Origin of the sequence: Jatrophihabitans telluris (assembly GCF_023516435.1) — a bacterium.
GTDB classification, from domain to species: domain Bacteria; phylum Actinomycetota; class Actinomycetes; order Mycobacteriales; family Jatrophihabitantaceae; genus Jatrophihabitans_A; species Jatrophihabitans_A telluris.
The window spans coordinates 2,516,584-2,542,178 of record NZ_CP097332.1 but is presented as its reverse complement, the minus strand read 5'-3'; the positions used below and the strand labels follow the sequence as shown (position 1 = coordinate 2,542,178).

Below are 25,595 nucleotides of genomic sequence, written 5' to 3'. Positions count from 1 at the left end.
GGCATCAGTAGAACTCGGAGGGATCAGTCCAGCGGCGGGATGATGCGGTGCTCCCGCAGGGTGGCGAACAGATCCAAGAAGGAGTGCTCGGAGTCCTGGTAGTCCAGGAACCCCATCGACCGGCTCTTGGACATGTCGGCAAAGGTTTCCATCTCCCGACCCAGGTCGGCGTCGGTGTGCCACCAGGACGCCAGATCCGAGGCACGGTAGGGCTGGAGGTCATATTGTTCGACCAGCCGTGCCCATACCTCGTCGGCGTGGGCGAGTCGCTGCTCCAAGGGAGTCGGGTGCCCGGGATACTCACCGACCTGCACTCCGAGCCCAGCAGCGACCCGCTGCCAGAGCTGACGCCAGCGGAAGACGTCACCGTTGGTGGTGTTGAAGGCCTGGTTGCGTGCGCTCGGCTCCGTCGCCGACCACACCGCATGCCGTCCGAGAAGGCGGGCATCGGTGAGATCGGTAATGCCGTTGTACTGCTCGGTGCTCCCGGGAAACACGAAGGGCTCGTCGGTGGCGCGGCAGATCGCCCCGTACACGGCCAGCGTCACGCCCATGTTCATCACGTTCCCCAGCGCGAAGCCGATCATCGTGTGCGGTCGATGCACCGACCAGGTGTAGCCCCCCTTTTCCGCCGCCGCGAAGAGGATGTCCTCCTGCTCGTAGTAGAAGTTCTGGAATCGCAGCCGGTCCTGCGACTCCCGGAAGGGCGTGTCGGCCGGCGCCTTCCCGTAAGACTCGAAGGGCCCGAGGTAGTGCTTGAGGCCGGTGACGAGGACTGCGTGCTGCAAGGTGGACGTGTCGCCGACGGCAGTCAGCGTGTTGGAGAGCATCGCTCCGTTCACCGCGCAGTTCTCGGCCTCGGTCTCCTGGCGCGACCAGGTGGCGAAGAAGAGATGCGTGACGCCCTTGCCGGTCACGGCGGCCGCGACCGAATCGGTGTCCATCACGTCGGCATAGACATGCTCCACGCCGGGGATCGTGTAGCGCGCGCTGCGCGACAAACCCACCACCCGCCAGCCGTCGGCCAGTAACGCCTGGGCGATGTTGTACCCCGCGATACCGGTGACGCCGACGACCAGTGCGGTGCGATCCATGGTGGCTCCTCGATGATGCAGTGATCGGGCGATGCAGGGCGGGTCGCAGAAATGGTGCCTGTTACTGGACGGACCGTCAAGTGATGCTTTACGTTCTGAGAACGCGGAGCGGCCGCGACAGTGCGGTGGAGGTAGACATGGCTCAGCAATGCCCCGGACGTCCGGGCAGCTCGTGATGGCCGACCCGCCGGTCGCGGACACGCCCAGGGACTACAGTGCCACTCGTCGCATCACTGCGGGCGCGAGGAGACCGGTGACTGAGAACAGGGCAACACCCGCCGAACCCGTGGTCTCGCTCGGGATCCGGCTCAAGCACGCCCGGGAACGATCCGGGATGTCACTGCGCGAACTCGCCCGCCAGCTCGGCGTCTCACCGTCCTTCGTCTCGCAGCTGGAGAACGGCAAGTCGCAGCCGTCCGTGGCGACCCTCTATTCGCTGGCTCAGCTGCTCGAGGTCTCCATCGACGAGCTGTTCGCCGAGGAGGAGACGCCCGAGCCGCCGACTGCCGCCCGGCACGGCACTGTCGCCAGTCGGCGCGTGCCGGAGGAGCCCGCTGGTGCACGGGTGAACCGTTCCGGTATGGGCTCCATCGCCGACGCCTGGCCCAAGCAGGCCGCACTGGCGAAGCTGTCGGTCACGCGGCCGGGGGAGCGCCATGTTCTCGAAATGGACAGCGGGGTGATCTGGGAACGGCTGGTGGACAACTCCGGCACCGGCCTGGATTTCATCGAGATCGTCTACCCTCCGCACTCCAGCTCCACCACCGGCCAGCGGATGCTCCAGCACGCCGGCTCCGAGTTCGGCTACCTGCTCGAGGGTGAACTCGAGATCACGGTCGGGTTCGACGTGACGACGGTGCGCGCCGGCGACGCGATCGGGTTCGACTCGGCCATCCCGCACCTGCTCGCAAACCGCACCGGCAAGGTCGCGCGCGGCGTGTGGTGCGTGCGGCACGGCAACGTCTGAGAATCCACGGTTCGAGTCGGTAGATCCTTGACAGGAGACGCGCGATGCGTTCAGTATCTCTGAACACGCGCTCCCGCTGACGCCACGCGGTAGGTACGGCGCGCCACCCCAGGACCCGGGAGCGTCATGAAGGCACTGCAGTTCGTCGGCGACGACCGCGCCGCGGTCACCGAGCTCGACATTCCGGCAATCAGCGAGGACGAGGTGCTGCTGGCCAGCCGCAGCGTCGGCATCTGCCACAGTGACATCGAACTCCTGCACGGCCGCTACATCATCCCGTTCGAGTTCCCCGTCATCCCCGGACACGAGTGGGCCGCCGAGGTCGTCCGGGTCGGCTCGGCGGTCAGCGGCCTCGGTGTCGGTGACCGAGTCGTCGGCGAATGCGTGATCGGCACCGAGCACTTCGGCTTCAGCATCAGTGGCGCGGCCGCGGAGTTCTTCGTCGCCAAGCAAAGCTGGCTGCACCGCCTGCCCGACAATCTGTCCTGGACCCAGGGCGCCCTGGTCGAGCCGTTCAGCTGTGGCTACTACGCCACAGTTCGGGCGGACAACCTCGACGCCAGTGACACCGTCGTCGTCCTCGGCTCGGGACCCATCGGCCTCGGGATCGTGGCCGCTGCCTCGCGTAAAGGTGCCCGGGTGATCGTGGCCGACCCGGCCAAGGCGCGTACCGAAGTGGCACTCGCTCTCGGCGCCGACCACGCGGTCGACCCCACCGCGGATACCTTCGTCCAGCAGATCGAGGATCTCACCGAGGGCCGCGGGGCCTCGGTGGTGTTCGAGGCCAGCGGGCGTCCCACGGCGATGGCGACCGCCCTGGAGATCGCGGCCTTCCAGGCGCGGCTGGTCTATGTGGGCATCGACGTGGGCTCGCAGGCCCCCGCACGGCTCGGGCTCTTGCAGTCCAAGGAGCTTCAGGCCCGCGGCATCATCGGATCGCCCGGTGTCTGGCCCCAGACGTTGCGCTTTCTGTCACGAAGCGGGATCGACCTGTCTGCGCTGGTGACCGCCGCCTACCCGCTCGCCCGTGCCGAGGACGCCGTGACAGCAGTGCTGGACGACCCGAACCAGCTCAAGGTTCACATCACCTCGACCGCCACGCTCTGAGGCAGTGCCGCCGCCTGCACGCGGCGCAGTTCACCAACCCCGGACCCACGACTCTGGAGACAGCCATGCTCGCAGCCGTCCTGCATTCACCCGGTGACCTGCGGATCGAGGACCGTGCGGTGCCCGTTGCCGGTGCCGGCCAGGCTCTGGTCCGGGTCACGCTCAACGGCTTGTGCGGTACCGACGTCACCGAATACACCAAAGGCCCGATGATGGTGCCGCTGACCACGAGACATCCCGGCTCGGGTCACCTCGGGCCCACGATTCTCGGACACGAGTTCATCGGCGAGGTCGTCGGGACCGGCGAGGGCGCCCAGGACTGGATGGGCCGGCGGGTGGCCAGCGGCGCCGGGGTGTCGTGCGGACGGTGCCGAGCGTGCTTGCGCGGCCGGACGAATCTCTGCGAGCGGTACTACACCCTGGGCCTGTCCACCGACGGGGCGCTCGCGGAGTTCGTCGCGGTCCCGGTATCCACCCTGCGCGAGATCCCCCCGGGCTGCCCGGACATCGAGGCCGCGCTGGCGCAACCCTTGGCGGTGGGCCTGCATGCGGTCTCGCGGGCGGGGCTGGAGGCCGGCGACACGGTGGTGCTGATCGGCGCCGGCGCGATCGGCTCGTTCATCCTCGCGGGCCTGGCCGGCCACGACGGCCGGGTCATCGCCGTCGATGTCGATGCGGCACGGTTGGAGAACGCGGGCAAGCTCGGCGCGACCGAGACGTGCCTGGTTACCGTGGACGATCCCTTGGCCGGACTGGCCGAACTGCTGCCGCGGGGCGCCGACGTGGTGATCGAAAGCTCCGGGGTTCCCGGAGCGGCTCAACGGGCCGTGCAGCTGACGACGATGGGGGGCACGGTTCTGCTCGTCGGGTTGACCAAGACCCCGCAGGCACTGGCGCTGGCAGATCTGGTGTTGCGCGAGATCACGGTGCGTACGACGGTAGCCCACGTCTGCGATGCCGACCTCGGGCGTGCCCTCGACCTGCTCGCAACTCGCCCGCTCTCGCAACTGCTCGTCGACCGGGTCGTACCTTTGGAGAGCGTCGTCACCGATGCGCTGGAGCCGCTGGCCGCAGGGACGCTGGGTGGCAAGGTGCTTGTCAGCCCGCACCATGCGTGAGGCGCTGGCGCGTGCGGTGCTGCTGCACAGTGATGTGCTCGTCGCCCATGGGCTTCCCAACGATCGGGCCCGACCAGCCGCGACTAGCCACGAACTGCCGCGACCTGCCGCGACCTGCCGCGACCTGCCGCGACCCTTGCGCGATCTGGCGACCAGCGCGCTCAGGTGGTGCGGCAGCCGGCAGCCGGCAGCCGGCAGCCGAGATTACCGCTACGGGAGCGGGGTTTACCGATCCTTGAGTGTGTCGGGCAGCGGCGTCGATCCCGGTGCGCCGCTCACGCATCCCGCGGTTCGTGGCCTCATGTCGCCGTCACCGACATCACGAATCGGCGTCGGCGTGATTTCGAGGGCGTCAACCTATTGTGAACACCCCCAGGCATTCGTATAGTCCCACGCAACACCTCAGCGGGTCGCGGAGAACGTGACCGGCCAGCACGGACCGAGGAGATCGCATGACCGCACATGTGGCGCAACGGCCTCAGGCCCGTCGTCGCCTCCGCGTCACGCCATCGCGGGGACTGTCCACCGTCCTGCTCGCGCTCGTAGTCCTCGTCGTGCTGGGCCTGACCACGGCCCACAGCAGCATGAGACACGGGGCAATCCTCGGTATGCTGCCGTTCGCGGCGGTGCTCGCGGTCGCCGCGCTGGGCCAGACGCTCGTCGTCATGCAAGGCGGTATCGACCTCTCCGTCGCCGGCACCATCTCTCTCGTCGTCGTGATCATCACCCACCAGGCCTACGGCGACAACGCCAAGGTGCTGCCCGCCGCCCTGGTGGCGCTGGCCGCCGCGATCGTCGCCGGATTGATCAACGGCGTGCTCATCGGACGCTTCGGCCTCAACGCGATCGTCGCCACTCTCGGTACGAATGCCCTGCTGTACGCGGGTGTCCTGGGCGTGTCCGGTGGCACTCCGCGCCAGACGACGGATCTGCTGGCTCGCATCACGGGGGGCACCAGCTTCGGAATCCCGAACGCCGTGTACTTCGCCGTCCTCGCCACGATCGTCACGACCGTCGCGGTGAAGCGCACCGTGGCCGGTCGCCGCTTCGAAGCCGTCGGCGCCAACGCGTGGGCGGCCTGGGCGACGGGGCTCAAGATCGAGCGGTTCCGAGCCGGCGCCTACGTCTGGGCCGCGGTGCTCTACTGGCTGGCCGGCTTTCTGCTCGCGGGCGTCATCAACAAGCCGACCGCGTACGAGGGTGACAGCTACGTGCTTGCCTCCGTGGCTGCGGTCGTGCTCGGTGGCACCTCGCTGCTGGGTGGGCGTGGCAACCTCGTGGCCAGCGCTCTGGCCGCCCTGTTCCTCACCCAGCTGCAGCAGTACGTTCTGGCGCTCGGCGTCACGTTCGCCGTCCAGACCCTCGTCCAGGCCGCCGCACTCACCGTCGGAGTCGCGCTCTACACCGTGAACTGGTCGCGACTGCGCCGAAGACGGCAGGCCGTGCCACCCCGAACGCTCGTCGGCTCAGCACATCCCTAGGCACCACAAGTCCTGTCCACCCTTGGACGTCCACCCGACGTCCGTGCGCAATCGGTACCCACCCACGCGCGATGTTTCACCTTCGCTCCACCGCCGTACGACTTCGTCCGGCGATCCCTCCGTGCCCCGAGAGTTCGACTCCGAGGAAAGGAAGCGTGTCCATGTCCAAGATCTCGACCGCGATTCGTGTTGCGGCTGCTGTAAGCGCGGTGACCCTGCTGGCCACCGCGTGCAGCAGTTCGGGCGGATCGGCCACGTCCGCCGGTTCGGGCGGGGCAAGCTCCGGCGGCCCCTCGTGGTGCGGCAACAAGAAGATCAGCCTTGGGCTGACCGACGGCTTCGGCGGCAACAGCTGGCGTCTGGTCACCACGGCCTCGGCCAAGACCGAGGTCGCCAAGTGCAAGAGCGTGACCAGCTTCAGCTATGCCGATGGTCAGGGCAACGTCCAGAAGGCGATCTCCGACATCCAGGGCATGGTCGCCAAGGGTGTCAACGCGCTCGTCGTGTTCCCGGATGCGGGTAACGCGGTACTGCCCGCGCTACGCAGCGCTTACCAGGCCGGCGTCGTTACGGTGCCGTACCGGGTCGACCCGGGCGGTAAGGCCGGTACCGACTACACCCAGTGGATCGGCGCCGACTTCGCCAACGACGGCAAGAACTGGGCGAACTGGATTCTGAAGAACCTGCCCAACGGTGGCAACGTCCTGTTCGTGTCCGGTCCGGCCGGCAACAGCCAGGGCGTCACCGAGGGCAAGGCCATGCACTCCGTGCTCGACCCCAGCGGCAAGTACAAGTTCATCGGCGCCAGCCCTTTCGAGGTAACCAACTGGGATCCCTCGCTCAGCCAGCAGGTGCTCACCGCGGCGATCGCCAAGTACTCCAAGATCGACGTGATCGTGTCCGACTTCGGCCCGTCGCTGGTCGGTGCGCTGCCGGCCTTCGAGAAGAGCGGTCGCTCGATCCCGGCGCTCGTGACCTCGGACGGAAACGCGTTGTCGTGCTTCTGGCAGGCCCACAAGGCCAAGAACCCGGACTTCAAGCTGCTCACGGTCGCGACCGGTAACGACAACGCACGTCTGGCGGTCCAGTGGGCGATCGCGAAGGCCACCGGAGGCACGCCGCCGACGAACACCCAGTTCGAGGCGCCGGTCTTCGAGGACTCCATCAGCGGCCAGCCGCACCCGGTGACCTGCGACTCGAAGCTGCCTGGTGACGTCTACCTCTCGGCAGAACTGCCCGGCGCCGACCAGGCTGCGCTGTTCAACAAGTAGGACCCGCGGATCGCCTCCACCGGCTGCCCGGCCGGAGCAGCTCGAAACTGCTCCGGCCGGTGCCGGGGACCGAGTCCGCAACACCGTCCCCGGCGTGCGGAACGAAGGACGAACACATGAATGAGCAGACCATGATCGCTCCGGCCTCGACCACGATGTCGCTCGCCGGCATCGGCAAGAACTACGACGGCGTGGCGGCCCTGACCGGTGTCGACCTGGAGATCCGCGGCGGCGAGGTGCACGCGCTTCTCGGCGAGAACGGGGCCGGCAAGTCGACGCTGATGGGTGTCGCCTCGGGTGCCGTCGCACCCGACACCGGCACGATCACGGTCGGTGGCCAGACCTATCCGCGGCTGACGCCGGTGCAGGCGACCGAGCTCAAGATCGCGATCGTGCACCAGCACCCCGCCGTGATGCCTGACCTCACGGTGGCCGAGAACATCCGGGTCGCCGTGGCTCCGCAGTACCTGAGCGCAGACGGCGGCGCGGAGGCTGCGATGCGCACCATGCTCGAGGCGGTGGGCTTCACCAGGCACCTCGAGGACCGGGTCGGCTCACTCACCATCGCCCAGAAGCATCTGCTCGAACTGGCCAAGGCCCTTGCCGTCGGACCTGCCCTGCTCATCCTCGACGAGCCGACCGCCCCGCTCGGACAGGACTCGGTGGCCCTGCTGTTCGACGCCGTACGGGCCGCCGCCGCACGCGGCACCGCCGTCGTCTACATCACCCACCGTCTCGCCGAGGTCCGCGAGCTCGCCGATCGGGTCACGGTGCTGCGCGACGGCTCGGTGCGCGGCAGCTCTCTGACTTCCGACATCTCCGACGACGAGCTGCTTGCGCTCATCGTCGGGCGCAAGCTCGCCAGCACGTTCCCGGCCAAGCCCGAGCGCGACCCGCAGGCCGAGCAGCTGCTCAGCGTGCAGGGACTGTCCGGTCAGGGCTTCGACGATGTCAGCTTCACCGCCTCGCGCGGTGAGATCGTCGGCGTTTCAGGCATCGTGGGCAACGGTCAGAGCGCCCTGCTGCGCGCCCTGGCCGGGCTCGAACCCTCCGATGGCATCGTGCAGATCGCCGGCGAGACCTTCGGCGCCAAGAAGCTGCGCCGTCGGTCGGGTTATCTGCCGGCCGACCGGCACCGTGAGGGATTGATGATGTCGATGTCGGTTCGGGAGAACGCCGCGCTGTCCGCGCTCGGTCGTTTCACCCGTGGCCCGCTGTTGCGCTCGGCACCGGAGAACGAGGCGGTCGCCCACGAGCTGTCTGCACTCGCGGTCAAGACCGGGTCGCCCGAGACGTTGGTTTCCGCACTGTCCGGAGGCAACCAACAGAAGGTCGTGCTGGCCCGGGCATTGATGTCCCAGCCCGCGATCCTGGTCGCCGACGAGCCCACCCAGGGTGTGGACGTCGGTGCACGAGCCGAGATCTACCGGATCCTGCGCCAGATCTCGGCCGACGGCGTGCCGGTTGTGGTTGCGTCCTCGGACGCCAAGGAGCTGGAGGGCCTGTGTGACCGCGTGATCGTGATGTCGCGCGGATCGGTGGTGCAGACCTGTGCCGGGGACGACATCACCGAGGAGGCGCTGATCCACTCGGCCGTGCGGGCCACGGGTCACTCTCGTGGCGCGAACGCCCCGGCCTCGGCCACCGCGTCCTCACGGGTGCGTCGGTTCCTCACCGGTGACTACGCCCCGGTGCTCGTGCTCGCACTGGTGATGTTGCTGCTCGGGGCGTACGTGCTGAGCAAGAACTCCCGCTACCTGGGCCAGTTCAACGTCACGTCCATCATGACCTCCTGCGCGGCGCTAGGCTTCATCGCTCTCGGCCAGACGATCGTGCTTCTGGTAGGGGGTATCGACCTGTCGGTGGGACCCTTGGCCGGCTTCATGGTCGTGGTCGGGTCCTTCTTCCTCACCGACGGCAAATCGGGGATCGTGATGGTCCTCGGCCTGGCGTTGATGCTGGCCTGCGGCGTGGGCAACGGGGTCGTGAACGGCACGTTGATCAGATACGCCAAGTTCACCCCGGTGGCCGCGACCCTCGCGACGTACATCGCCCTGCAGGGATTGAGTTTCCTGTTGCGCAGCTCGCCGGGCGGCAACATCGCCGGTTCGGTGTCCAATCTCATCACCCACAAGGTCGGACCCTTCCCGTTGTCGTTCGTCGTGATGGCAGCGGCCACGCTCGTGCTCGAAGGGATCCTGCGATTCCGCCGCTCCGGTCTGCGGCTGCGGGCCGTCGGCAGTGACGAGGACTCGGCCCGCAAGGTCGGTGTCGCGATCAATCCGACCGTCATAGCCGCCTATGTCGGGTCGTCGGTGATGGTCTTCTTCGGTGCGGTGGTCCTGCTGGCCCAGCTGGGCATCGGCGACCCATCGCAGGGTGTCAGTTACACCCTGAGCAGCATCACCGCGGTCGTGCTCGGCGGCACCAGCCTGCTGGGCGGCCGCGGGACGTTCATCGGCACACTGCTCGGCGCCGGGCTGATCGTGCAGGTCCTCAACGCCACGGTGTTCCTGAACCTGACCCAGACGTGGCAGTACTTCTTCCAGGGCGCACTGATCGTGGTCGCGGCCGTCATCTACAGCCAGGTGCGCGGTTTCCGCCGCACCACGGCGTGATCACTAGTTCGACGAAAGGGAGCTGACAGTGCGCGCAGCACGGTTCTACGACAAGTTGGACATCCGTATAGAGGACGTCGCAACGCCGCAGCTCAACGCCTCCGACGACGTCCTGGTGGAGGTCGCCTGGTGCGGAATCTGCGGTACCGATCTGCACGAGTACCTGGTCGGCCCGATCGTCACGCCGGTCTCGCCCCACCCGCTGACCGGAGTCACGCTGCCGCAGACCCTCGGTCACGAGTTCTCCGCCCGGGTGGTGGAGATCGGGGCCGACGTGACCGACGTCCGGGTGGGTGACCGGGTCGCGATCATGCCCGCGATCGTGTGCGGCAAGTGCGCTTACTGCCGCCGCGGGCTCGGCCATCTGTGCGTGAAGTTCGCCTGCACGGGTCTGTCCGCCGAGACCGGTGGCCTGGCCCAGTACGCCGTGCTCAAGGACTACCAGGTCTCGACGTTGCCCGACTCGGTCAGCGACATCGAGGGTGCCGTCGTCGAACCGGCCAGCGTCGCCGCCTACGGGATAGATCGGGTGGGTGTGCACGGCGGCGACATCGTCCTCGTCACCGGCGCCGGCCCGATCGGGGTGCTGTCGGCGTTGTATGCCGATGCCATCGGGGCCGCGACGGTCGTCATCGCCGAACCGAACCCGGCCCGCGCCGCGCTGGCCCGCGGGCTGGATGTGGGACCGGTCCTCGACCCGACCCAGGACGGCTTCGCGGAGGCGATCGCGGAACTCACCGGCGGTCTCGGGGTGGACGTCGTCGCCGAATGTTCCGGCTCCACGCCCGGCCTGGCGACCGCACTCACCAGCGTGCGCCGGCGCGGGGGGATCGTGCAGACCGGGTTGCACACCAAGCCGGCGACGCTGGACGGCATGGCCCTGTCCGAGAAGGATGTCAGCCTGATCGGCAGCTGGTGCTATCTGATCACCGACTGGCCCCGCATCATCAGGCTGATCTCGGCCGGCAAGTACCCGGTCGGCAAGGCGGTCACGTCCCGGATCGGGCTGAGCGATGTCGTGACCAAAGGCTTCGATGTCCTCGTCGACCCCCGCGGCGACCAACTCAAGGTGCTCGTCTCAGCGACGAGTGCGGGCTGAGCGGCGGCGACCCCATGATCGATCTCGAAGCGATCCATCACGTCGGGCTGGTCGTCACCGACCTGGACCGGTCGATCTACTTCTACCACGATCTGCTCGGGCTGCCCTTCGCCAACGAGCCGACGCCCTGGTTCGACGGTCCCGAGCTTTCGGTGGGGGTCGGCGTGCCCGCGGCCAGGCTGCGCCAGGTGAGCCTGCTGGCCGGGGACACCATCATGGAGCTCATCGAGTACTCCAATCGGCCGCCTGACAGTACGGCGCCCCCGCCGAACAACAACCTCGGTGCCGCCCACGTCTGCTTTCGGGTGGCCGACGTCCGAGCGACGAAGGCCGAGCTCGAGAGCTGCGGTGTCGAGTTCTACTCCGAGATCAACGTCGTGGATTCGGGTCCGCTCGCCGGGTGGCGCTGGGTCTATTTCAGCGACCCGGACGGCCTCGCGCTGGAGCTGGTCGAGGTCGCCTACTACCTGCGTGAGGAACGCCTGCGTAACGCCGAGGTCTACCTCCGAAGCCGACCGCCCCTGGCCGAGCTGGCGCCGCGCCCCACCTGAGACGACCTGCTCATTCCGCGCGCCGAGGGTAACCGGCCTTACGGGACACACCTTTCGTACTAGAGGAGACAGACTATGGTTTCGGCGACGTTCGGCACGACCGGTGTCGACTGGGAGAACCGGCTCGACATCGATCGGCTGCGCACGCAGCGGTTGGCCAAGCTCAAGGCGGAGCTGGAACGGTCGGATCTCGGCGCCGTTCTCACGTTCGACTTCCACAACATCCGGTACATGACCTCCACTCACATCGGCACGTGGGCGATGGACAAGATGATCCGGTTCGCGATCCTGCCCCGAGGCGGCGATCCGGTGCTGTGGGACTTCGGCTCTGCGGCCCGCCATCACCAGCTCCAGAACCCCTGGCTCGACGAACCTCACGATGCCGCCGGACGGGGACCGCACTACGGTGCTCGGGCCGGTATCTCCACGCTGCGCGGGGCAATCTCACCCGGCGCGGGCCGTGCGGAGGACGTTGCCGCCAAAGTGGCTCAGGTGATGGCGGACTTCGGGCTGACCGGTCAACCGATCGGTGTCGACATCGTCGAGCCTCCGGTCATGTTCGCGCTCCAGGCTCTGGGGTTCCCGGTGGTGGACGGTCAGCAGGTGTTCCTCGAAGCCCGTCGCGTCAAGACGCCCGACGAGATCGGGCTGCTCACCCAGGCCGCAGGCATGGTCGATGCGGCCTATGAGGACCTCTATGAGTTCCTCCGGCCAGGGGTGCGCGAGAACGAGTGTGTCGGGCTGGTCAGCAAGAAGCTGTTCGATCTCGGCTCCGAGCACGTCGAGGGCGTCAACGCGATTTCGGGGGAGCGCTGCTCGCCGCACCCGCACGTCTTCTCCGACCGGTTGATCAGGCCCGGTGATCCCGCGTTCTTCGACATCCTGCACAGCTATCAGGGCTACCGCACGTGCTATTACCGCACGTTCGCGGTCGGCAGTGCTTCGGTCGCCCAGCGCGGGGCGTACAAGATCTGCCGTGAGTTGATGGACAACGCGATCTCGCTCGTCAAACCCGGTGCCAGCACGGCCGACATCGTGCAGGTGTGGCCGAGCGCCCAGGAGTTCGGCTTCGCCGACGAGGAGGCCGCCTTCGCCTTGCAGTACGGGCACGGGATCGGCCTGAGCATCTGGGAGCGTCCCATCTTCAGCCGCCTCACCTCACCGGACAACCCCGAGACGCTGGAGGTCGGCCAGGTCTTCGCCCTCGAGACCTACTGGCCGTCCGACGACGGCTGGGGAGCGGCCCGCATCGAAGAGGAGTTGGTGGTCACCGAGACCGGCTGCGAAGTCATCACGAAGTTCCCGGCGGAGGAACTGCTCGTGGCCGGTAAGCGGTACTACACCGCGGGTGGGACCTTGCCGACCCTGCGTGACAGCCAGTCGCACCTCAACACCCGGAGCGAGATCGGGGGGCAGGCGTGAGGCTCCCGCTGTCCGAGCACGGTTACGGCACGCACCAGGTCGTGCTGCCACCGTCGGACCAGACCCGTCACGACAATGACGAGATCCCGTTGCAGAAGCGGTTGGATCTCTATCGCTCGCTGCAGGAGATGAGGCAGTTCGAGAAACGTGCCTATGACCTGTTCATGCGTCAACTGGTCAAGGGGACGAGTCACCTGTCGCTGGGCATGGAGGCGATCTCGGCCGGATTCGGTGCGGCGATGCGTGCCGACGACCTGACGTTTGCCACCTACCGGGGCCATGCCCACACGCTGGCCCGGGGCGTGCCGATGACGCCGGTGCTGGCCGAGCTGCTGGGCCGGTCCAACGGGCTGATGGCGGGCAAGGGTGGCTCGATGCACCTGACCAGCGTCGAGCACGGGGTACTGGGCTCCTACGCCATCATCGGCGCGCATCTCACGATCGCCAACGGTGCCGCCTGGTCAGCGCAGTACCGGGGCTCGGGCCAGGTGACGGTCTGCTTCTTCGGCGACGGCACCACCAACATCGGTGCCTTCCACGAGGCCCTCAACTACGCCGCCGTCTACAAGCTGCCCGTCGTATTCGTCTGCGAGAACAACCTCTACATGGAGTACACCTCGATCGCCGACATCACCGCCGTAGCCCACCCGGCGGCCGACCGGGCCGCCGCCTACGGCCTGCAATCGCAGATCATCGACGGCAACGACGCCGACGAGGTGTACGGCACCGCGACCGCGGCGATCGAGCGGGCTAGGCGGGGCGAGGGACCGTCGCTCGTCGAGGCCCTCACCTATCGGCACGGCGGCCATTCCCGCGCCGATCCAGGCAAGTACCGGCCGTCGGCGGAGGTCGAGGCGTGGAAGCAGTACGACCCGATCCCGGTGTACCGGGGCCGGTTGCTCCGCCTGGGCGTGGACGAGGCCGACCTCGACGTGATCGACAAGGAGGTCGCCGCCGCCGTCGACCTCGCAACCCAGGAAGCGATCGCCGGAGATCTGCCCGACCCGGCCAGCGCATTTACCGACCTGTGGGCTGACGGAGGATCGTCGTGGCGGAACTGACCTATCGCGACGCTGTAGCGCGGGGCATCGCCCAGGAGATGCGGCGAGACGAGCGCGTGGTGATGATCGGCGAGGACGTCGCCGGCGCGGGTGGGGTGTTCAAGACCACCGTGGGGCTGCTGGATGAGTTCGGGCCCAAGCGCGTGATCGACACCCCGATTTCCGAGCAGGCGATCCTGGGGGCTGCCATGGGAGCGGCGATGACCGGTCTGCGCCCGGTCGCCGAAATCATGTTCTCGGACTTCTTCGCGGTCTGCTGGGACATCGTCGTCAACGAGATCGCCAAGACCCGATACATGACCAACGGCCAGATCACGATCCCGCTGGTCATCAAGACCGGCAACGGTGGCGGCCTGCGGTTCGGTGCCCAGCACTCCCAGGCGATCGAGAATTGGGCGATGGCGGTCCCAGGACTCAAGGTCGTCACCCCGTCGACGCCGCGGGACGTGGTCGGCCTGATGGCGGCTGCCGTGCGCAGCGATGACCCGGTGCTGTTCTTCGAGCACAAGGGTCTGTACTCCATGAAGGGAGAGGTTCCTGACGGCGAGATCATCGACGAGCTCGGTACGGCCGTGGTCCGCCGCGCGGGCACCGATGCCACCATCCTGTCGCTAGGGCTGACTGTCGGTCGTGCCCTGGACGCGGCCGGCCAGCTGGCCGAGCGGGGAATCCAGGCGGAGGTGATCGACGTCCGCTCGCTGGTTCCCCTGGACACCCGCACGATTCTCGGTTCGCTCGCCAAGACCGGCAGATTGTTCACCGTGGAGGAGAACCCCCGGCTGCTCGGCTGGGGCGCCGAGATCGCCTCGATCGCGGCCGAGGAGTGCTTCTGGGACCTCGATGGCCCCATCCAGCGGATCACCACGCCACACATCCCGCTGCCGTCCGCGGACTCCTTGGAGGACCTGGTGCTGCCGTCGGCCGACGTCGTCGCCACCGCCGTGGAAAAGGCGCTGCAGTCGTGAACATCGAGGTCACGATGCCTCAGCTGGGGGAGACGGTCGCGGAGGGCACGATCACGCGGTGGCTGCGACAGGTCGGTGACGTGATCACCGATCAGGAGCCGTTGCTCGAGATCTCGACGGACAAGGTCGACACCGAGGTGCCCGCTCCCGGTTCGGGTCGCCTGCGGGAGATCATCATCGACGTGGACGCCACCGTCGCGGTCGGTACCGTCCTGGCGATCATCGACTCCGAGCCCGCTGCCGGTGCGGGGCGCCCGGCGCATCGTCGGCACACCCACTCACCGCTGATCCGCCGGCTCGCGGCCGAGGCCGGTCTCGGTTTGGACAGCCTGACCGGCAGCGGTTCGGGTGGACGCCTCACCCGCGAGGATGTGGCACTCGCCGCCCGGCAGGCGGTCGTCCCAGCCGAGGCCTCGGTCCGGCCGGCGGCCTCCAGTGCGCCAGCCGTGCCGGCGGCCTCCAGTACACCAGTCCTGCCGGCGGCCTCCAGTGCACCAGCCGTGCCGAGCGCGCCCACGGCGTCGATTGCTGCCGGGTCACCGGTGGCCGGTCCCGCCGTCCCGATGACGAGCCTGCGGACGGTGATCGCCGACCGGATGATGCAGTCGCTGCACACCACCGCCCAGCTGACCACAGTGGTGGAGGTCGATGTGACCCGCGTGGTGGCCTTGCGCAGTGCGGCCCGCGGACCCCTGCACGACCGACTCGGCGTGCGGCTGACCCTGACCGCGTTCTTCGCCAAGGCCGCCCTGGAGGGCCTGCGAGCGATGCCGGTGCTGAACTCCTCGATCGGGGCGGACGGCCGCTCGGTGGTCCGACACACCGCCCAGCACCTCGGAATCGCGGTCGACACTGATCGGGGTCTCATGGTGCCGGTGCTTCGCGACGCCGGCGATCTGAGCCTGCTCGGTCTCAGCCGCCGCATCGAGGACGTCGCGAACCGCACCCGCGCGGGCGCGATCACGCCGGATGATCTGGCCGGAGGCACCTTCACGATCACAAACACCGGAAGCAGGGGTGCGCTGTTCGACACCCCCATTCTCGTTCCGGGGCAGGTTGGCATTCTGGGAATCGGGGCGGTCGTCGAGCGTCCCGCCGTTGCCCGCCAGCCCGATGGTCAAAGGGTGATCGCCATCCGATCGATGGCCTACCTGGCGTTGACCTACGACCACCGTCTCGTCGACGGAGCCGACGCGGCCCGCTACCTCGTCTCGGTGAAGAACCGGCTCGAGGCCGGGCAGTTCGAACCTGAACTCAGCTGAAATCGCGCTGCGGTTCCGGCCTTGTGTGAATCACGCCGTCCTGCCCTCTGATCTGGAGACATCATGTTTCTCGGTGACCGCCACGGCCATCTCGCCTATTCCACTCTCGTGCATCCCGGCGATACCTGGGCCGAGATGCGCGAGAGCCTGGAGACCTACGCCCCGGCTGTGAAGGCCCGCGTGAGCCCGGACGAGACCTATGGTGTGTCGCTGCGGATTTCGGGGGCATCGGCCCAGACCTTGACCGACGATCCCGCCGAGCGACGGCGGTTGGCGTCCTGGTTGAGCGAGCACGACATGTACGTGTTCACGGTCAACGCCTTTCCGCACGGCCCGTTCAAGGGGCGCAGGGTGATGGAGGACGTCTACGAACCGGACTGGGCCACCGAGGACAGGGTTCGCTACACCTGCCAGGTCGCGGACATCCTCGCCGAGATCACCCCGTCGTCGGTGGCGCCGTCGATCCAGACGGCGCCCCTGGCCTTTCGCGCCAAGGTCACCTGCGAGGCTGACGTCGAAGTGCTGACCCGCAACGTGTTGAGGGTCGTAGCGCACCTGATCGAGGTCGAGCGCACGACCGGGCGGCGGGTGAAGCTGGCCCTGGAACCCGAGCCCGCCTGCTACCTCGAGACCACCGAGGAGACGATCGCATATTTCCGCGAACGAATCTGGTCGGCGTCGGGCGCCCGCGTGCTTTGTGACCTGACGGGCTTGCCTGTCAGTGAGGTCGTGGGGCTGGTGCGCCGGCACCTCGGCGTGGTTTTCGACGTATGCCACCAGTCCGTTGAATTCGAGGACATAGCCGCAGCGTTGCGACAGCTGCGCGATGCCGGGGTGCCCATCTTCAAGCTTCAAGCGGCTGCTGCGCTGCGTGTGCCGATGGTCACCGCTGACGTGGTCGCTGCTCTGGGCTCGTTCACCGACACCATCTACCTGAGCCAGACCACCGAGTCCAGGGACGGGCAGTTGACCCGAATGCTCACCCTCACCGAGGCAATCGATCGTTGGAAGGCCCAGCCCGGCGGTGTTCGCGAATGGCGCACTCACTTCCACGTGCCGGTCTTTCTCGATGATCTAGGTGAGTTCGGCACCACCCGCGACGGGATCGAGCGTGCCCTCGAAGTGCATGCGGACACGCCGCTTTCGGATCATCTGGAGATCGAGACGTACACGTGGGATGTGCTGCCCGCACACCTGAAGTCCGGCGACGTCACCGACTACGTGTCGCGTGAACTCGAGTGGTTTCAGGAGCAGCTGCGCAGCGCCACCGCGGCGCTGGCAGCCTCCGTCGAATAAGCGGCATCGACCGAGAGGGCGGCGGTTTCCGCACCCGCCGTCCTCGCGGTCGTTCCGAATCGAGTCACCTCGTAGGCTGTCGCCATGAGCGAGGTGTTGGACGAGGGTCCCTTCTTTCACGGCACAAAGGCCGACCTCGGGCCGGGCGCGCTACTCACCGCCGGGTTCCGTTCGAACTACCGACCGGAAGTGGTGATGAACCACATCTATTTCACCGCCCTGCGCGACGGTGCGGGGCTGGCCGCAGAACTCGCAGCCGGTGACGGTGCTCCTCGCGTTTACGTTGTTGAACCCACCGGGTTCTTCGAGAACGATCCCAACGTGACCGACAAGAAGTTCCCCGGCAATCCCACCCGGTCCTACCGCAGCAAAGAGCCGCTCAGGATCGTCGACGAAGTGACCGACTGGAAACGGCTGAGCCCCGCGCAGCTACAGGCCTGGCGCGAGCGGCTGGCGACAATTCTTCACGTTGAACGCGGGGAAATCATCAACTGACCGGCGCATCTGCTCAGCTCGACGCGCGAGGAGCAGGTTCCCCGCGCTGTAGCCCGCGCCATGATCAGACGCGGGCCACGGGGCGGCCAGGTCCAACGGCTGGTCAACGTGCACCGGACCTGATTCCCGTGGTTCGGCGGAATCGGCGAAGGGTTCAGGTTCGACAAGGACGAACCCAGCCGGCACCACATCCACAGCTACGCGTTGGCCCGCCACAAGCGTGACATCGAGTGTGATACTTCGTCGATGACTGATGAAGGGTATGTGCTCGGTCATTCCGAGGCCGAGTTGCGTCGGCTCGAGACCCAGGCCCGGATGAAGGACCCCATCACCCGCCGCTTTGCGATCGAGGCCGGTGTGGGTCCGGGGATGCGGGTACTCGATGTCGGCAGCGGTGCCGGGGATGTTGCTGTGCTACTGGCCGATTTGGTCGGTGAGCACGGCCAGGTCGTGGGCGTCGATCGGTCCGTGGTCGGGGTGGCAGCCGCTCGGGCCAAGGTGGCGGGACGGGGCTTGTCCAATGTGGCGTTCGTCGTCGGCGGCGCCGCCGAGGTGAGCTTCGATGAGCCCTTCGATGCGGTGGTGGGCCGCTACGTGTTGCAGTTCCAGCCCGACCCGGCGGCGATGCTTGCCGCGCTTGCGTCTCACGCGAAACCGGGTGCGCCGATCGTGTTCCACGAGCTGGATTGGTCCGGTGTCCGGTCCGTGCCGTCGGCGCCGTTGTACGACCGCGTCTGCCGTTGGTGCGTGGCGGCTGTGGAAGGTTCGGGCGCGAGCGCCCACATGGGACTCGGACTCGCGGCGGCATTCACCTCGGCTGGCCTACCCGAACCGGTACTGAGGCTCGAGTCGCTGATCGCCGCCGCGGAACATGCGCGAGACAACCTCGCGCTGATCGCCAACATTGCCAGGACCCTTGCGCCCGCGATGGCCGAGCACGGAATTGCTCAGATCGACGAACTCGACCCCGACACGTTGGTCGACCGCATGCAGGCCGAGGTTCTCGCCAACGGCACGGTCCTGACGGCACATCTGGAAATCGGCGCCTGGGCATACCAACCTCGCGGCCGTTGACGACGAGGTGGTCCCGGGCTTCGAACGTGCGCCTGCCGGTCAGCGCAGGCCGACCGTGACATCCCCGGCGGCCGGGTCGATTCCGTCCAGCAGCGACGACGGCACCCGCACCACGCGGCCGGGGGAGGCCGGCCACCGCAGGCGCGCATGAGCGAGTTCGTAACCGTTCTGCCGCACGCTGATGTGTGGCCGCCGGACCAGTTCATCGGTCCACAGCAGCAGGCGGCCGCGCGGGGGAGCGGGATCGTCGGGACGGAGAACGTTAGGGGCGATCCAGCGGAACGGCTTGTCCGCCAGAATCAGCGCGGCGGGTCCGGATGGCCGTGCGCCCTCCAGGTAGGCACGGACCCCGGCGGCCACGTGCCGACCGTCCAGCGCCGAGATATCGGCGGTGTCCACGGGATGAACGAGGTTGCCGGCGGCGAAGAAACCGGGCCGACTCGTCCGTAACGCGGTGTCGACCCGCGGTCCACGAGTGTGGGTGTCGAGTTCCAGGCCGCCCAGGCGGGCCAGCTCATGGTCGGGGATCCAGTCACCGGTGAACACGACGGTGTCGCATTCGACGGTGCGACGCTGTCCGGTCTCGATGCTTTCCACCACCACCGCGCGCACTCGGCCCTCGCCGATGATGTCGACGACACGGGTGCCAGTGGCGACCGGTGTGCGCAGCGCGAGCCTGCCCGCGAGATTGAACACCGCATACGACTCCGGTGACGGGTATTCGGTCGTGAGGAGAACAGTCCGGCAACCGGCTTCGCGCAGGGTGAGGACCGCCGACCAGCTGACCAGTTCGCCGCCGACGACCACGGCGCGGTGGCCTGGGTCGGCATGATGCAGGTGTACGAGGTTCTGCAGCTGGCCGGTGGTCAGGACACCGCGCGGACGGTCACCGGGAACCAGCCGGGCCGAGCGCGGACGTTCCCGGGCGCCGGTGGCGAGGACGGTTGCTTTCGCGCGCACCAGGAGCCGTCCGGTCGGGGTGGTCACCTCGGCGCTGCCGTCCGCGTCCCACCCGGTCACCATCGCTCGCGTGCGGATCGTTGCGCCTGCGGCGGTGGCCGCGTCGACAAGACGGCGCGCGTAATCAGGCCCGGTCAGCATCCGATGAAGGTCTCGCACCCCGTAGCCGAGATGGTCACTGTGCCGGGGGATGCCGCCGGCGTTTTCCTCGCGGTCCAGCACCAGGACCTCGCCGGCGGTGGTGCCGGCGAGGTCGGCGGCCGCCGTGAGCCCTGCCGGGCCGGCGCCGATGACGAGGACGTCCGGCCGCATGTCGACGGGGCGCTGGGACGGCGTCATGGGTGGGCCTCGTCGCGGCCTCGCCGTTCCAGCAGGGCCGCGACCTCGGCACCGCAGAAGAAACCCTGGCAGCGGCCGTTCATGACTCTCGTGCGCCTACGTAGCCCGTCGAGACCGGTGGGCGGGATCAGGGAGCGGAAGGCATCGCGGAGCTCGCCGAGGGTGACGCGCTCGCAGAAGCAGACAATGCTGCCGTAGGCGGGGTCAGCGGCGATCCGGTCATCGTCCTGGTACGGCCGAGGAAAGGCTTCGCCGAGATTGGGCATCCGCGGCGGCGCGGGCAGCTGCTGCCGCGGTATCAAGACCAGGCCGGCTTCGTGAATCAGGTCGCTCACGTGCTCGGCCACCGCCATCGACGAGGTCAGCCCGGTTGAGCGGATGCCGCCGACGAGCACGTATCGCTGCTCGGGATCGGACTCGATCAGGTAGTCGCCGTGGTCGATCGCGGCCCGCAGGCCGGCATAACTGGCGGTCACCTCCTCACGGAGCAGCCTGGGCATCAGCCGTTCGCCCTTGGACAGCAAGAACGCCAACCCTGCCTCGGACGTCGCGGTCGCGGTGCGGTCGGTGAGGTCCTCCGCGGTCGGGCCGAGCATCACGTTGCCGTAGATGGTCGGGCTGACGAGCACTCCCTTGCCGAGTTTCGAAGGCACCGGCAGCACGATCTTGTTCACCAGCGGGCGAGCAAGCTTGTCGAACACCAGAAGTTCGCCTCGCCGCGGCGTGACGGTGAAGCGGTCGTAGCCGAACTGGGCGTCGATGTGGTCGGCCCCCAGGCCTGCGGCGTTGATCACCCAGCGAGCGCGGACATCGCCCGCGGTGGTGTGCAGCGTGGTCGTGGGGGAGCCGGGCGTGACCGCGGTGACGCGGTGGCCCAGCAGCAGTTCGGCGCCCCGCAGGCGGGCATCAGTGGCCAGGGCCAGGGTCGCGGTCCAGGTGCAGATGATCGACTCGTCAGGGACGGTCAGCGCACCGAGGGCGCCTGGCCCGAGCGCCGGTACGTGCCGGTACACATAGTCCGCGTCGACGATCTCGCAGCGTTCGTAACCGTTGCGGACCGCCTTGTCCGCAAGCGCGGGTAACGAGTCGAGCTCCTCTGCCGTCCAGGCGACGAGGAGGGCGCCGGTGTGCTCGACCGGGATGCCGGTCTCGGTCGCGTAGGCGCCGAGCAGTTCGTACCCACGCCGGACGAGCCGCGACTCCAGGGTCCCGGGAGTGGCGTCGAAACCGGTGTGCAGGATGGCGGTATTCGCCTTGCTGGTTCCGTCCCCCACATCATCGCGCGCCTCGATGATGGCTACGGCCAGCTCGAAGCCGAGTAACTGGCGTGCGATGGCCGCCCCCACCAGGCCGGCGCCGATGACCGCGACGTCGTAGTCGTTGCCGTGGCCGAGCGTCATCGACGCGTCTCCGAGCCCAGGGCGATCGTCACGGCCGAACGCCAACGGCCGCGGAAGTCCCACGCCTGATCGGCGCTCCAGCGGGGCTCGAAGCTGTGCGTCGGTTCCCACGCTGTGATGGCGTCGGCAACGCCGAGCCGCGGCGTGAGGGCCAACCTTGCCAGCGTCGCGGCGCCGAGGGCGGTCGCATGCGGCGAGGGGTAGACATCGAGCGGGAGCTGCAACACATCGGCCACGGACTGCATCAGGGTCCGGCATCTGGTCAGGCCGCCGTCGACGCGCAGCCGGGACAGGGGCTCGCCCGTCTCGTCGTCGACGAGCGCGGCCAGCTCGGCGACCTGAGCTGCGATTCCCTGCAGCACAGCGAGGATGAGGTGCCCAGGACGAGTGGCCAGCGTCATCCCGCTCAACACGGCTGTTGCATCCGATCGCCACCAGGGTGCCGCGAGGCCGGCCAGCGCCGGCACGCAGAGCACCCCGCCCGCGTCGTCGGCGGCGAGCCGGTCGAGGTCCTCCGGCCCGCCGATGAGTCCGAGGTCCTGCAGCCACCGGACGGCCGACGCTGCGGTGTACACCTGGCCGTCCAGGCAGTACGTCAGCTGCCCACGAGCCCGCCAGGCCACTGAGCTGGTCAGGCCGGAGCCCGATCGCACCGCGGTCGTGCCGGTGTTCGCGAGCAGGAAAGCACCGGTGCCGAAGGTGCACTTGGCCGCGCCGGGTTCGACGCACCCCTCCGCCAGCAGCGCGGCCTGCTGGTCGACGACCAGTCCCGCGACCGGCACTTCGGTCCCGAAGGCCGTCGTGCTGCCGACGACCTCGTCACAGGCGACTATTCGCGGCAGGGGCTCGTGTTGCCAGCCGAACAGGGCGCACAGTTCCGGGTCCCAAGCGCCGCTGTCGAGTCCGGCCAGCAGCGAGCGGCTGGCCGTCGATACATCGGTCACGAACTCACCGCACAGGTGATGCACCAGCCAGCTGTCGGTTGTCGTGACGACGCCCTCGGTTGTCACGTTGCGGCGCAGCCACGCCATCTTGGGGGCCGAGAAGTAGGGATCCAGTACGAGACCGGTTCGTTCGGTGACCCAACCGCCCGAGCTCGCGAGCTCGGCGACCAGGCCCTCGGCGCGACGGTCCTGCCAGACGATGGCCCTCGACAGCGGCCGGCCGTTTCGACGGTCCCACGCCAAGACGGTTTCCCCCTGGTTGGCCAGGGATACCGCAGCCACCGGCCGGCCCGCCGCGGCGACAGCGCGCCGGCCGGCGGCCAGGACGGAGGACAGCAGTTCGTCCGGGTCCTGCTCCACGCCTCCGCCGGGAAGGTAGACCGGCTGTACCGGCTCCTCGGCGACGGCGACGACGCCGTCGTCCGGGTCGACGACGATCGCCTTCGTCCCCGACGTTCCCTGGTCGATTGCCAGGATCGCCTGAGCGGTCATGAGGTCTCATTTCCGGGCTGTGGTGATCCGCACGGATTCACCCTGCTGTGAGCGGGCGCGCGATCCGGCTGCGATCCGGCGGGCGATCGGCTCACGCGGCCGTGTGGATCCTGGCGCCCGCGCGCTCGGCGGCCCGCTGCAGAGCCACCGGCGGTCGCCGGTCGGTGATCACGGCGCTCAGCTGATCGAGTCCGCAGACCCGGTGCGGTGCGACGCGGGACAGCTTGCTCGAATCGGCCAGCACGTAGCTCAGCGCGGAGTTGGCCAGGATGACCCGCCGCGTCGCGACCTCATCGGGGTAGAAGTCCGTCAGGCCAGCTTCGGCATCGACGCCGCCGCACCCGAGGAAGGCGACATCGGCGTGCAGGTCCGCGAAGAACGACAGGGCCTGGGCGTTGGAGACGGCGAGATCACCGCGACGGACCCGGCCACCGCAGATGAGCACCTCTACCGAAGGCCGCTCGGCCAACTGCGCCGCCACGAGCAGTGAGCAGGTGGCCACTGTGCCTACGAAGGATGCCGGCAGTGAGCGGGCCGCCGCGGCGGCGGTCGTCCCGACGTCGAAAACCACGGTCTGCCCTGATGTCACTAGCCCGGCGGCGAACGTACCGATTACGGATTTGGCCGACGAGGCAAGGGTTTCTCGGTCCGCGAACGGGGGCTCGACCCCGACGTGTGCGGCGCACGCCATAGCCCCGCCGTGGACGCGACGCAGTAGACCCTGGCCATCGAGCAGCAACAGGTCACGACGCACCGTCTCGGCGGAGACGGCGAGTACCTGGGCGAGATCGTCGGTGCTGATGACGCGCCGAGTGTCGACCAACTCACGGATCCGGTCGTGCCGTTCAACGACCAACATCGATGCCCACTTCTGTGGATACGTGCGTAACGATGTGGAAAGTATTGGACGGCCGAGGGATGGTGTCAACGACCGGCGGGTGCCTCGGCCGTCAACCCGACCTGGTCAGCGACGCGCCTTGAAGCGGAGATGCAGCACCCGTTCGCCCTGGATCACGACATGGGGATCGTCGAGCAGGTGCTCACCGCCGACCCGGCCGAAATACCGCTTGCCCTTGCCGAACACCACAGGCACCACATCGATGGCCACTTCATCGACGAGGCCTAGGGCGAACGCCTGGCCACCGACGTCTCCGGCGCACACGGCGACCGCACCATCGCCGGCACGCCGCCTCGCCTCCGCCACCGCGGCCGCCACGTCGTCGAAGAACGGCACGTCGGCCTCGGGGTGCCAACCATCAGGTTTGGGCCGGTGGGATACGACTATGAGGTGCTCACCGGCGGGCGGTCGACCGTCCCAACCGTTGGTCAGGTCGAACAGGTGGCGCCCCTGGATCGTCACGCGGATGCTGTCCCAGAAGGGGCGAACGTAGGACTGCGAGACGGCCGAGACGCGAAAGGGCGCGTGCTGCTGGTCCAAGGACTCATCGACGATCGGCTGGTCGCCGTTGAAGTACCAGTCGAACAGCGGCCCCACCTCGTCGTTCTGGTCGGCGATGTAACCATCGACCGACGTCACGGCGTGCATCACCACAGTGCTCATCGCATCTCCTCCGGATCTCAGCGCCCCCTTCGGGCTCTGCCAGGCAGACTGCCGCGCGAACAGAATCTCACCGGTCTGGCGCCTGCGCGAAGCCCGTGCTCGTTGTTGCGACCCTGCGCTGGCCCGCTGGGGACTGAAGTCAGGCGCCCCCGGTCGATGTGCCGCTGGCGAGGCTCTTCTCCGCTTGGGTCAGGAAGCGTGCGGCGACGGCGGCAGACACCGGCTTTCCGGCAGCCACGAAGGTCACGGATTCCTCGACCCCGGGTCCGACGAGGGCCACCTCGGTCACGGCGAAGGCCAGCGGTTTGCCGGTCGCCGATTTCAGTTTCACCACCGAATCGATGCGACCGGCCACCATGGCGGTGGTGCCCGGCGTGACGGTGACGGTTGAGCTGACATAGGTGTAGCCGCCACCGAACAGTTGCGCGCCATGTGCGGCGAGTTCCTTCTTGAAGCACGCCGGGTATCGCGAGTTCTTCAGGGCGGCGACGTCGGCCGTGACCGCGGCCGTCGTCTTGTAACTCGTGACGTCCGCACTGATCACTTGGGACGCTCCGGACGGGTTCAGGGTGAAGTCTGGTGTCGAGGCCTGCGCCACTTTGAGGGTGTCGCTGTTGGGGCTGCCGACGCACGCGGCCAGTTCGGCGTCCTGCTTGGCGGTGGCCGGGTCGTTCGCGGTGCTGCTCGATGGCGTTGCTTTCCAGCCGGGCAGCGCGGCCGCTGTCGGGAGCAAGGCCGCGAGCTGGGTGGTGGTTAGCGGTGTGTAGGCCGGGGCTGTCGACGACGAGCTTGCGCCGGGCGCCACGCTCGCGCTGGAGCTCGTGCTCGACTGGCCCGCGGCTGCACTCGAGGAGCTGTGGCCGCAACCGGCCATCGCCAGCGAAGCCAGCACGAGGCCGATCGGGAGGGCTGCTGCTCGGCGGAGGGTCGGGGCGTACGGGATCGTCATGAGCGTCCTGTCGGTTGAGCCGTCGTGGGGGCCGTTGCGGCCGGGGCATCCATGGACAAATCCGGCAGA

General features: G+C 68.1%; 22 protein-coding genes. 15 read left to right on the top strand and 7 right to left on the bottom strand.

All coding sequences use genetic code 11. The annotated features are described in order from the left end of the window. Positions 1-23: 23 nt before the first annotated feature. On the bottom strand, positions 24-1,094 hold the full coding sequence (locus M6D93_RS11865) for an SDR family oxidoreductase (RefSeq protein WP_249769425.1): 1,071 nt from the start codon (positions 1,092-1,094) through the stop codon (positions 24-26). 253 nt (positions 1,095-1,347) lie between these two features. On the opposite strand from M6D93_RS11865, the gene M6D93_RS11860 reads away from it, so the two are divergent. The 15 genes from M6D93_RS11860 (at position 1,348) to M6D93_RS11790 (ending at position 18,881) form a co-directional block, all read left to right on the top strand. Next, positions 1,348-2,061, top strand: a complete 714-nt coding sequence (locus M6D93_RS11860) for a helix-turn-helix domain-containing protein (protein WP_249769424.1) — start codon at positions 1,348-1,350, stop codon at positions 2,059-2,061. Positions 2,062-2,187: 126 nt separating this feature from the next. After that, positions 2,188-3,168: a zinc-dependent alcohol dehydrogenase gene (locus M6D93_RS11855; RefSeq protein WP_249769423.1), complete on the top strand. Its 981-nt coding sequence runs from the start codon at positions 2,188-2,190 to the stop codon at positions 3,166-3,168. A 65-nt stretch (positions 3,169-3,233) separates the two neighbouring features. Further along, positions 3,234-4,286, top strand: coding sequence for a zinc-dependent alcohol dehydrogenase (locus M6D93_RS11850; RefSeq protein ID WP_249769422.1), 1,053 nt, complete (start codon positions 3,234-3,236; stop codon positions 4,284-4,286). 452 nt (positions 4,287-4,738) lie between these two features. Further along, positions 4,739-5,767 (top strand): ABC transporter permease, encoded by a 1,029-nt coding sequence (locus tag M6D93_RS11845; RefSeq protein WP_249769421.1) that lies wholly within the window; start codon positions 4,739-4,741, stop codon positions 5,765-5,767. A 161-nt stretch (positions 5,768-5,928) separates the two neighbouring features. Beyond that, positions 5,929-7,038 carry a substrate-binding domain-containing protein gene (locus M6D93_RS11840; protein ID WP_249769420.1) on the top strand — a complete coding sequence of 370 codons (1,110 nt, stop codon included), beginning with the start codon at positions 5,929-5,931 and terminating at the stop codon, positions 7,036-7,038. A gap of 116 nt (positions 7,039-7,154) precedes the next feature. After that, positions 7,155-9,656, top strand: a complete 2,502-nt coding sequence (locus M6D93_RS11835; RefSeq protein WP_249769419.1) for an ATP-binding cassette domain-containing protein — start codon at positions 7,155-7,157, stop codon at positions 9,654-9,656. A 28-nt stretch (positions 9,657-9,684) separates the two neighbouring features. Next, entirely contained in the window at positions 9,685-10,755 is a 1,071-nt protein-coding gene (locus tag M6D93_RS11830; protein WP_249769418.1) for a 2,3-butanediol dehydrogenase, read from the top strand. 14 nt (positions 10,756-10,769) lie between these two features. Continuing rightward, on the top strand, positions 10,770-11,306 hold the full coding sequence (locus tag M6D93_RS11825; protein ID WP_249769416.1) for a VOC family protein: 537 nt from the start codon (positions 10,770-10,772) through the stop codon (positions 11,304-11,306). A 75-nt stretch (positions 11,307-11,381) separates the two neighbouring features. Further along, positions 11,382-12,728 carry a M24 family metallopeptidase gene (locus M6D93_RS11820; RefSeq protein ID WP_249769415.1) on the top strand — a complete coding sequence of 449 codons (1,347 nt, stop codon included), beginning with the start codon at positions 11,382-11,384 and terminating at the stop codon, positions 12,726-12,728. Continuing rightward, positions 12,725-13,789 (top strand): thiamine pyrophosphate-dependent dehydrogenase E1 component subunit alpha, encoded by a 1,065-nt coding sequence (locus tag M6D93_RS11815; protein ID WP_249769414.1) that lies wholly within the window; start codon positions 12,725-12,727, stop codon positions 13,787-13,789. Before M6D93_RS11820 ends, M6D93_RS11815 begins: the two co-directional genes overlap by 4 nt. Continuing rightward, positions 13,777-14,754: an alpha-ketoacid dehydrogenase subunit beta gene (locus M6D93_RS11810; protein WP_283818575.1), complete on the top strand. Its 978-nt coding sequence runs from the start codon at positions 13,777-13,779 to the stop codon at positions 14,752-14,754. Before M6D93_RS11815 ends, M6D93_RS11810 begins: the two co-directional genes overlap by 13 nt. After that, entirely contained in the window at positions 14,751-16,016 is a 1,266-nt protein-coding gene (locus M6D93_RS11805; protein ID WP_249769413.1) for a 2-oxo acid dehydrogenase subunit E2, read from the top strand. The genes M6D93_RS11810 and M6D93_RS11805 overlap by 4 nt, the downstream gene beginning before the upstream one ends. Before the next feature lie 63 nt (positions 16,017-16,079). Beyond that, positions 16,080-17,312 (top strand): metabolite traffic protein EboE, encoded by a 1,233-nt coding sequence (gene eboE, locus M6D93_RS11800; RefSeq protein WP_249769412.1) that lies wholly within the window; start codon positions 16,080-16,082, stop codon positions 17,310-17,312. 84 nt (positions 17,313-17,396) lie between these two features. Beyond that, positions 17,397-17,807, top strand: a complete 411-nt coding sequence (arr, locus tag M6D93_RS11795) for an NAD(+)--rifampin ADP-ribosyltransferase (protein WP_249769411.1) — start codon at positions 17,397-17,399, stop codon at positions 17,805-17,807. Between the two features lie 246 nt (positions 17,808-18,053). Then, the gene (locus M6D93_RS11790; protein ID WP_249769410.1) at positions 18,054-18,881 is read left to right on the top strand and encodes a methyltransferase domain-containing protein; all 828 of its coding nucleotides are present in this window, start codon (positions 18,054-18,056) and stop codon (positions 18,879-18,881) included. A 39-nt stretch (positions 18,882-18,920) separates the two neighbouring features. Here the strand turns inward: M6D93_RS11790 and M6D93_RS11785 are convergent, their stop codons facing one another. The 6 genes from M6D93_RS11785 to M6D93_RS11760 form a co-directional block, all read right to left on the bottom strand. Continuing rightward, complete coding sequence (locus tag M6D93_RS11785; protein WP_249769409.1) at positions 18,921-20,180, bottom strand: NAD(P)/FAD-dependent oxidoreductase; 1,260 nt, start codon at positions 20,178-20,180, stop codon at positions 18,921-18,923. Further along, on the bottom strand, positions 20,177-21,580 hold the full coding sequence (locus M6D93_RS11780; protein WP_249769407.1) for an NAD(P)/FAD-dependent oxidoreductase: 1,404 nt from the start codon (positions 21,578-21,580) through the stop codon (positions 20,177-20,179). Before M6D93_RS11780 ends, M6D93_RS11785 begins: the two co-directional genes overlap by 4 nt. Beyond that, complete coding sequence (locus M6D93_RS11775) at positions 21,577-23,016, bottom strand: FGGY family carbohydrate kinase (protein WP_249769405.1); 1,440 nt, start codon at positions 23,014-23,016, stop codon at positions 21,577-21,579. Before M6D93_RS11775 ends, M6D93_RS11780 begins: the two co-directional genes overlap by 4 nt. Before the next feature lie 91 nt (positions 23,017-23,107). After that, entirely contained in the window at positions 23,108-23,875 is a 768-nt protein-coding gene (locus tag M6D93_RS11770) for a DeoR/GlpR family DNA-binding transcription regulator (RefSeq protein ID WP_249769403.1), read from the bottom strand. A gap of 105 nt (positions 23,876-23,980) precedes the next feature. Beyond that, a complete protein-coding gene (locus M6D93_RS11765; protein WP_249769401.1) occupies positions 23,981-24,577 on the bottom strand; it encodes a dihydrofolate reductase family protein in 597 nt (198 codons plus the stop codon). A gap of 139 nt (positions 24,578-24,716) precedes the next feature. Further along, positions 24,717-25,526, bottom strand: coding sequence for a hypothetical protein (locus M6D93_RS11760; RefSeq protein WP_249769399.1), 810 nt, complete (start codon positions 25,524-25,526; stop codon positions 24,717-24,719). Between the last annotated feature and the right edge of the window lie 69 nt (positions 25,527-25,595).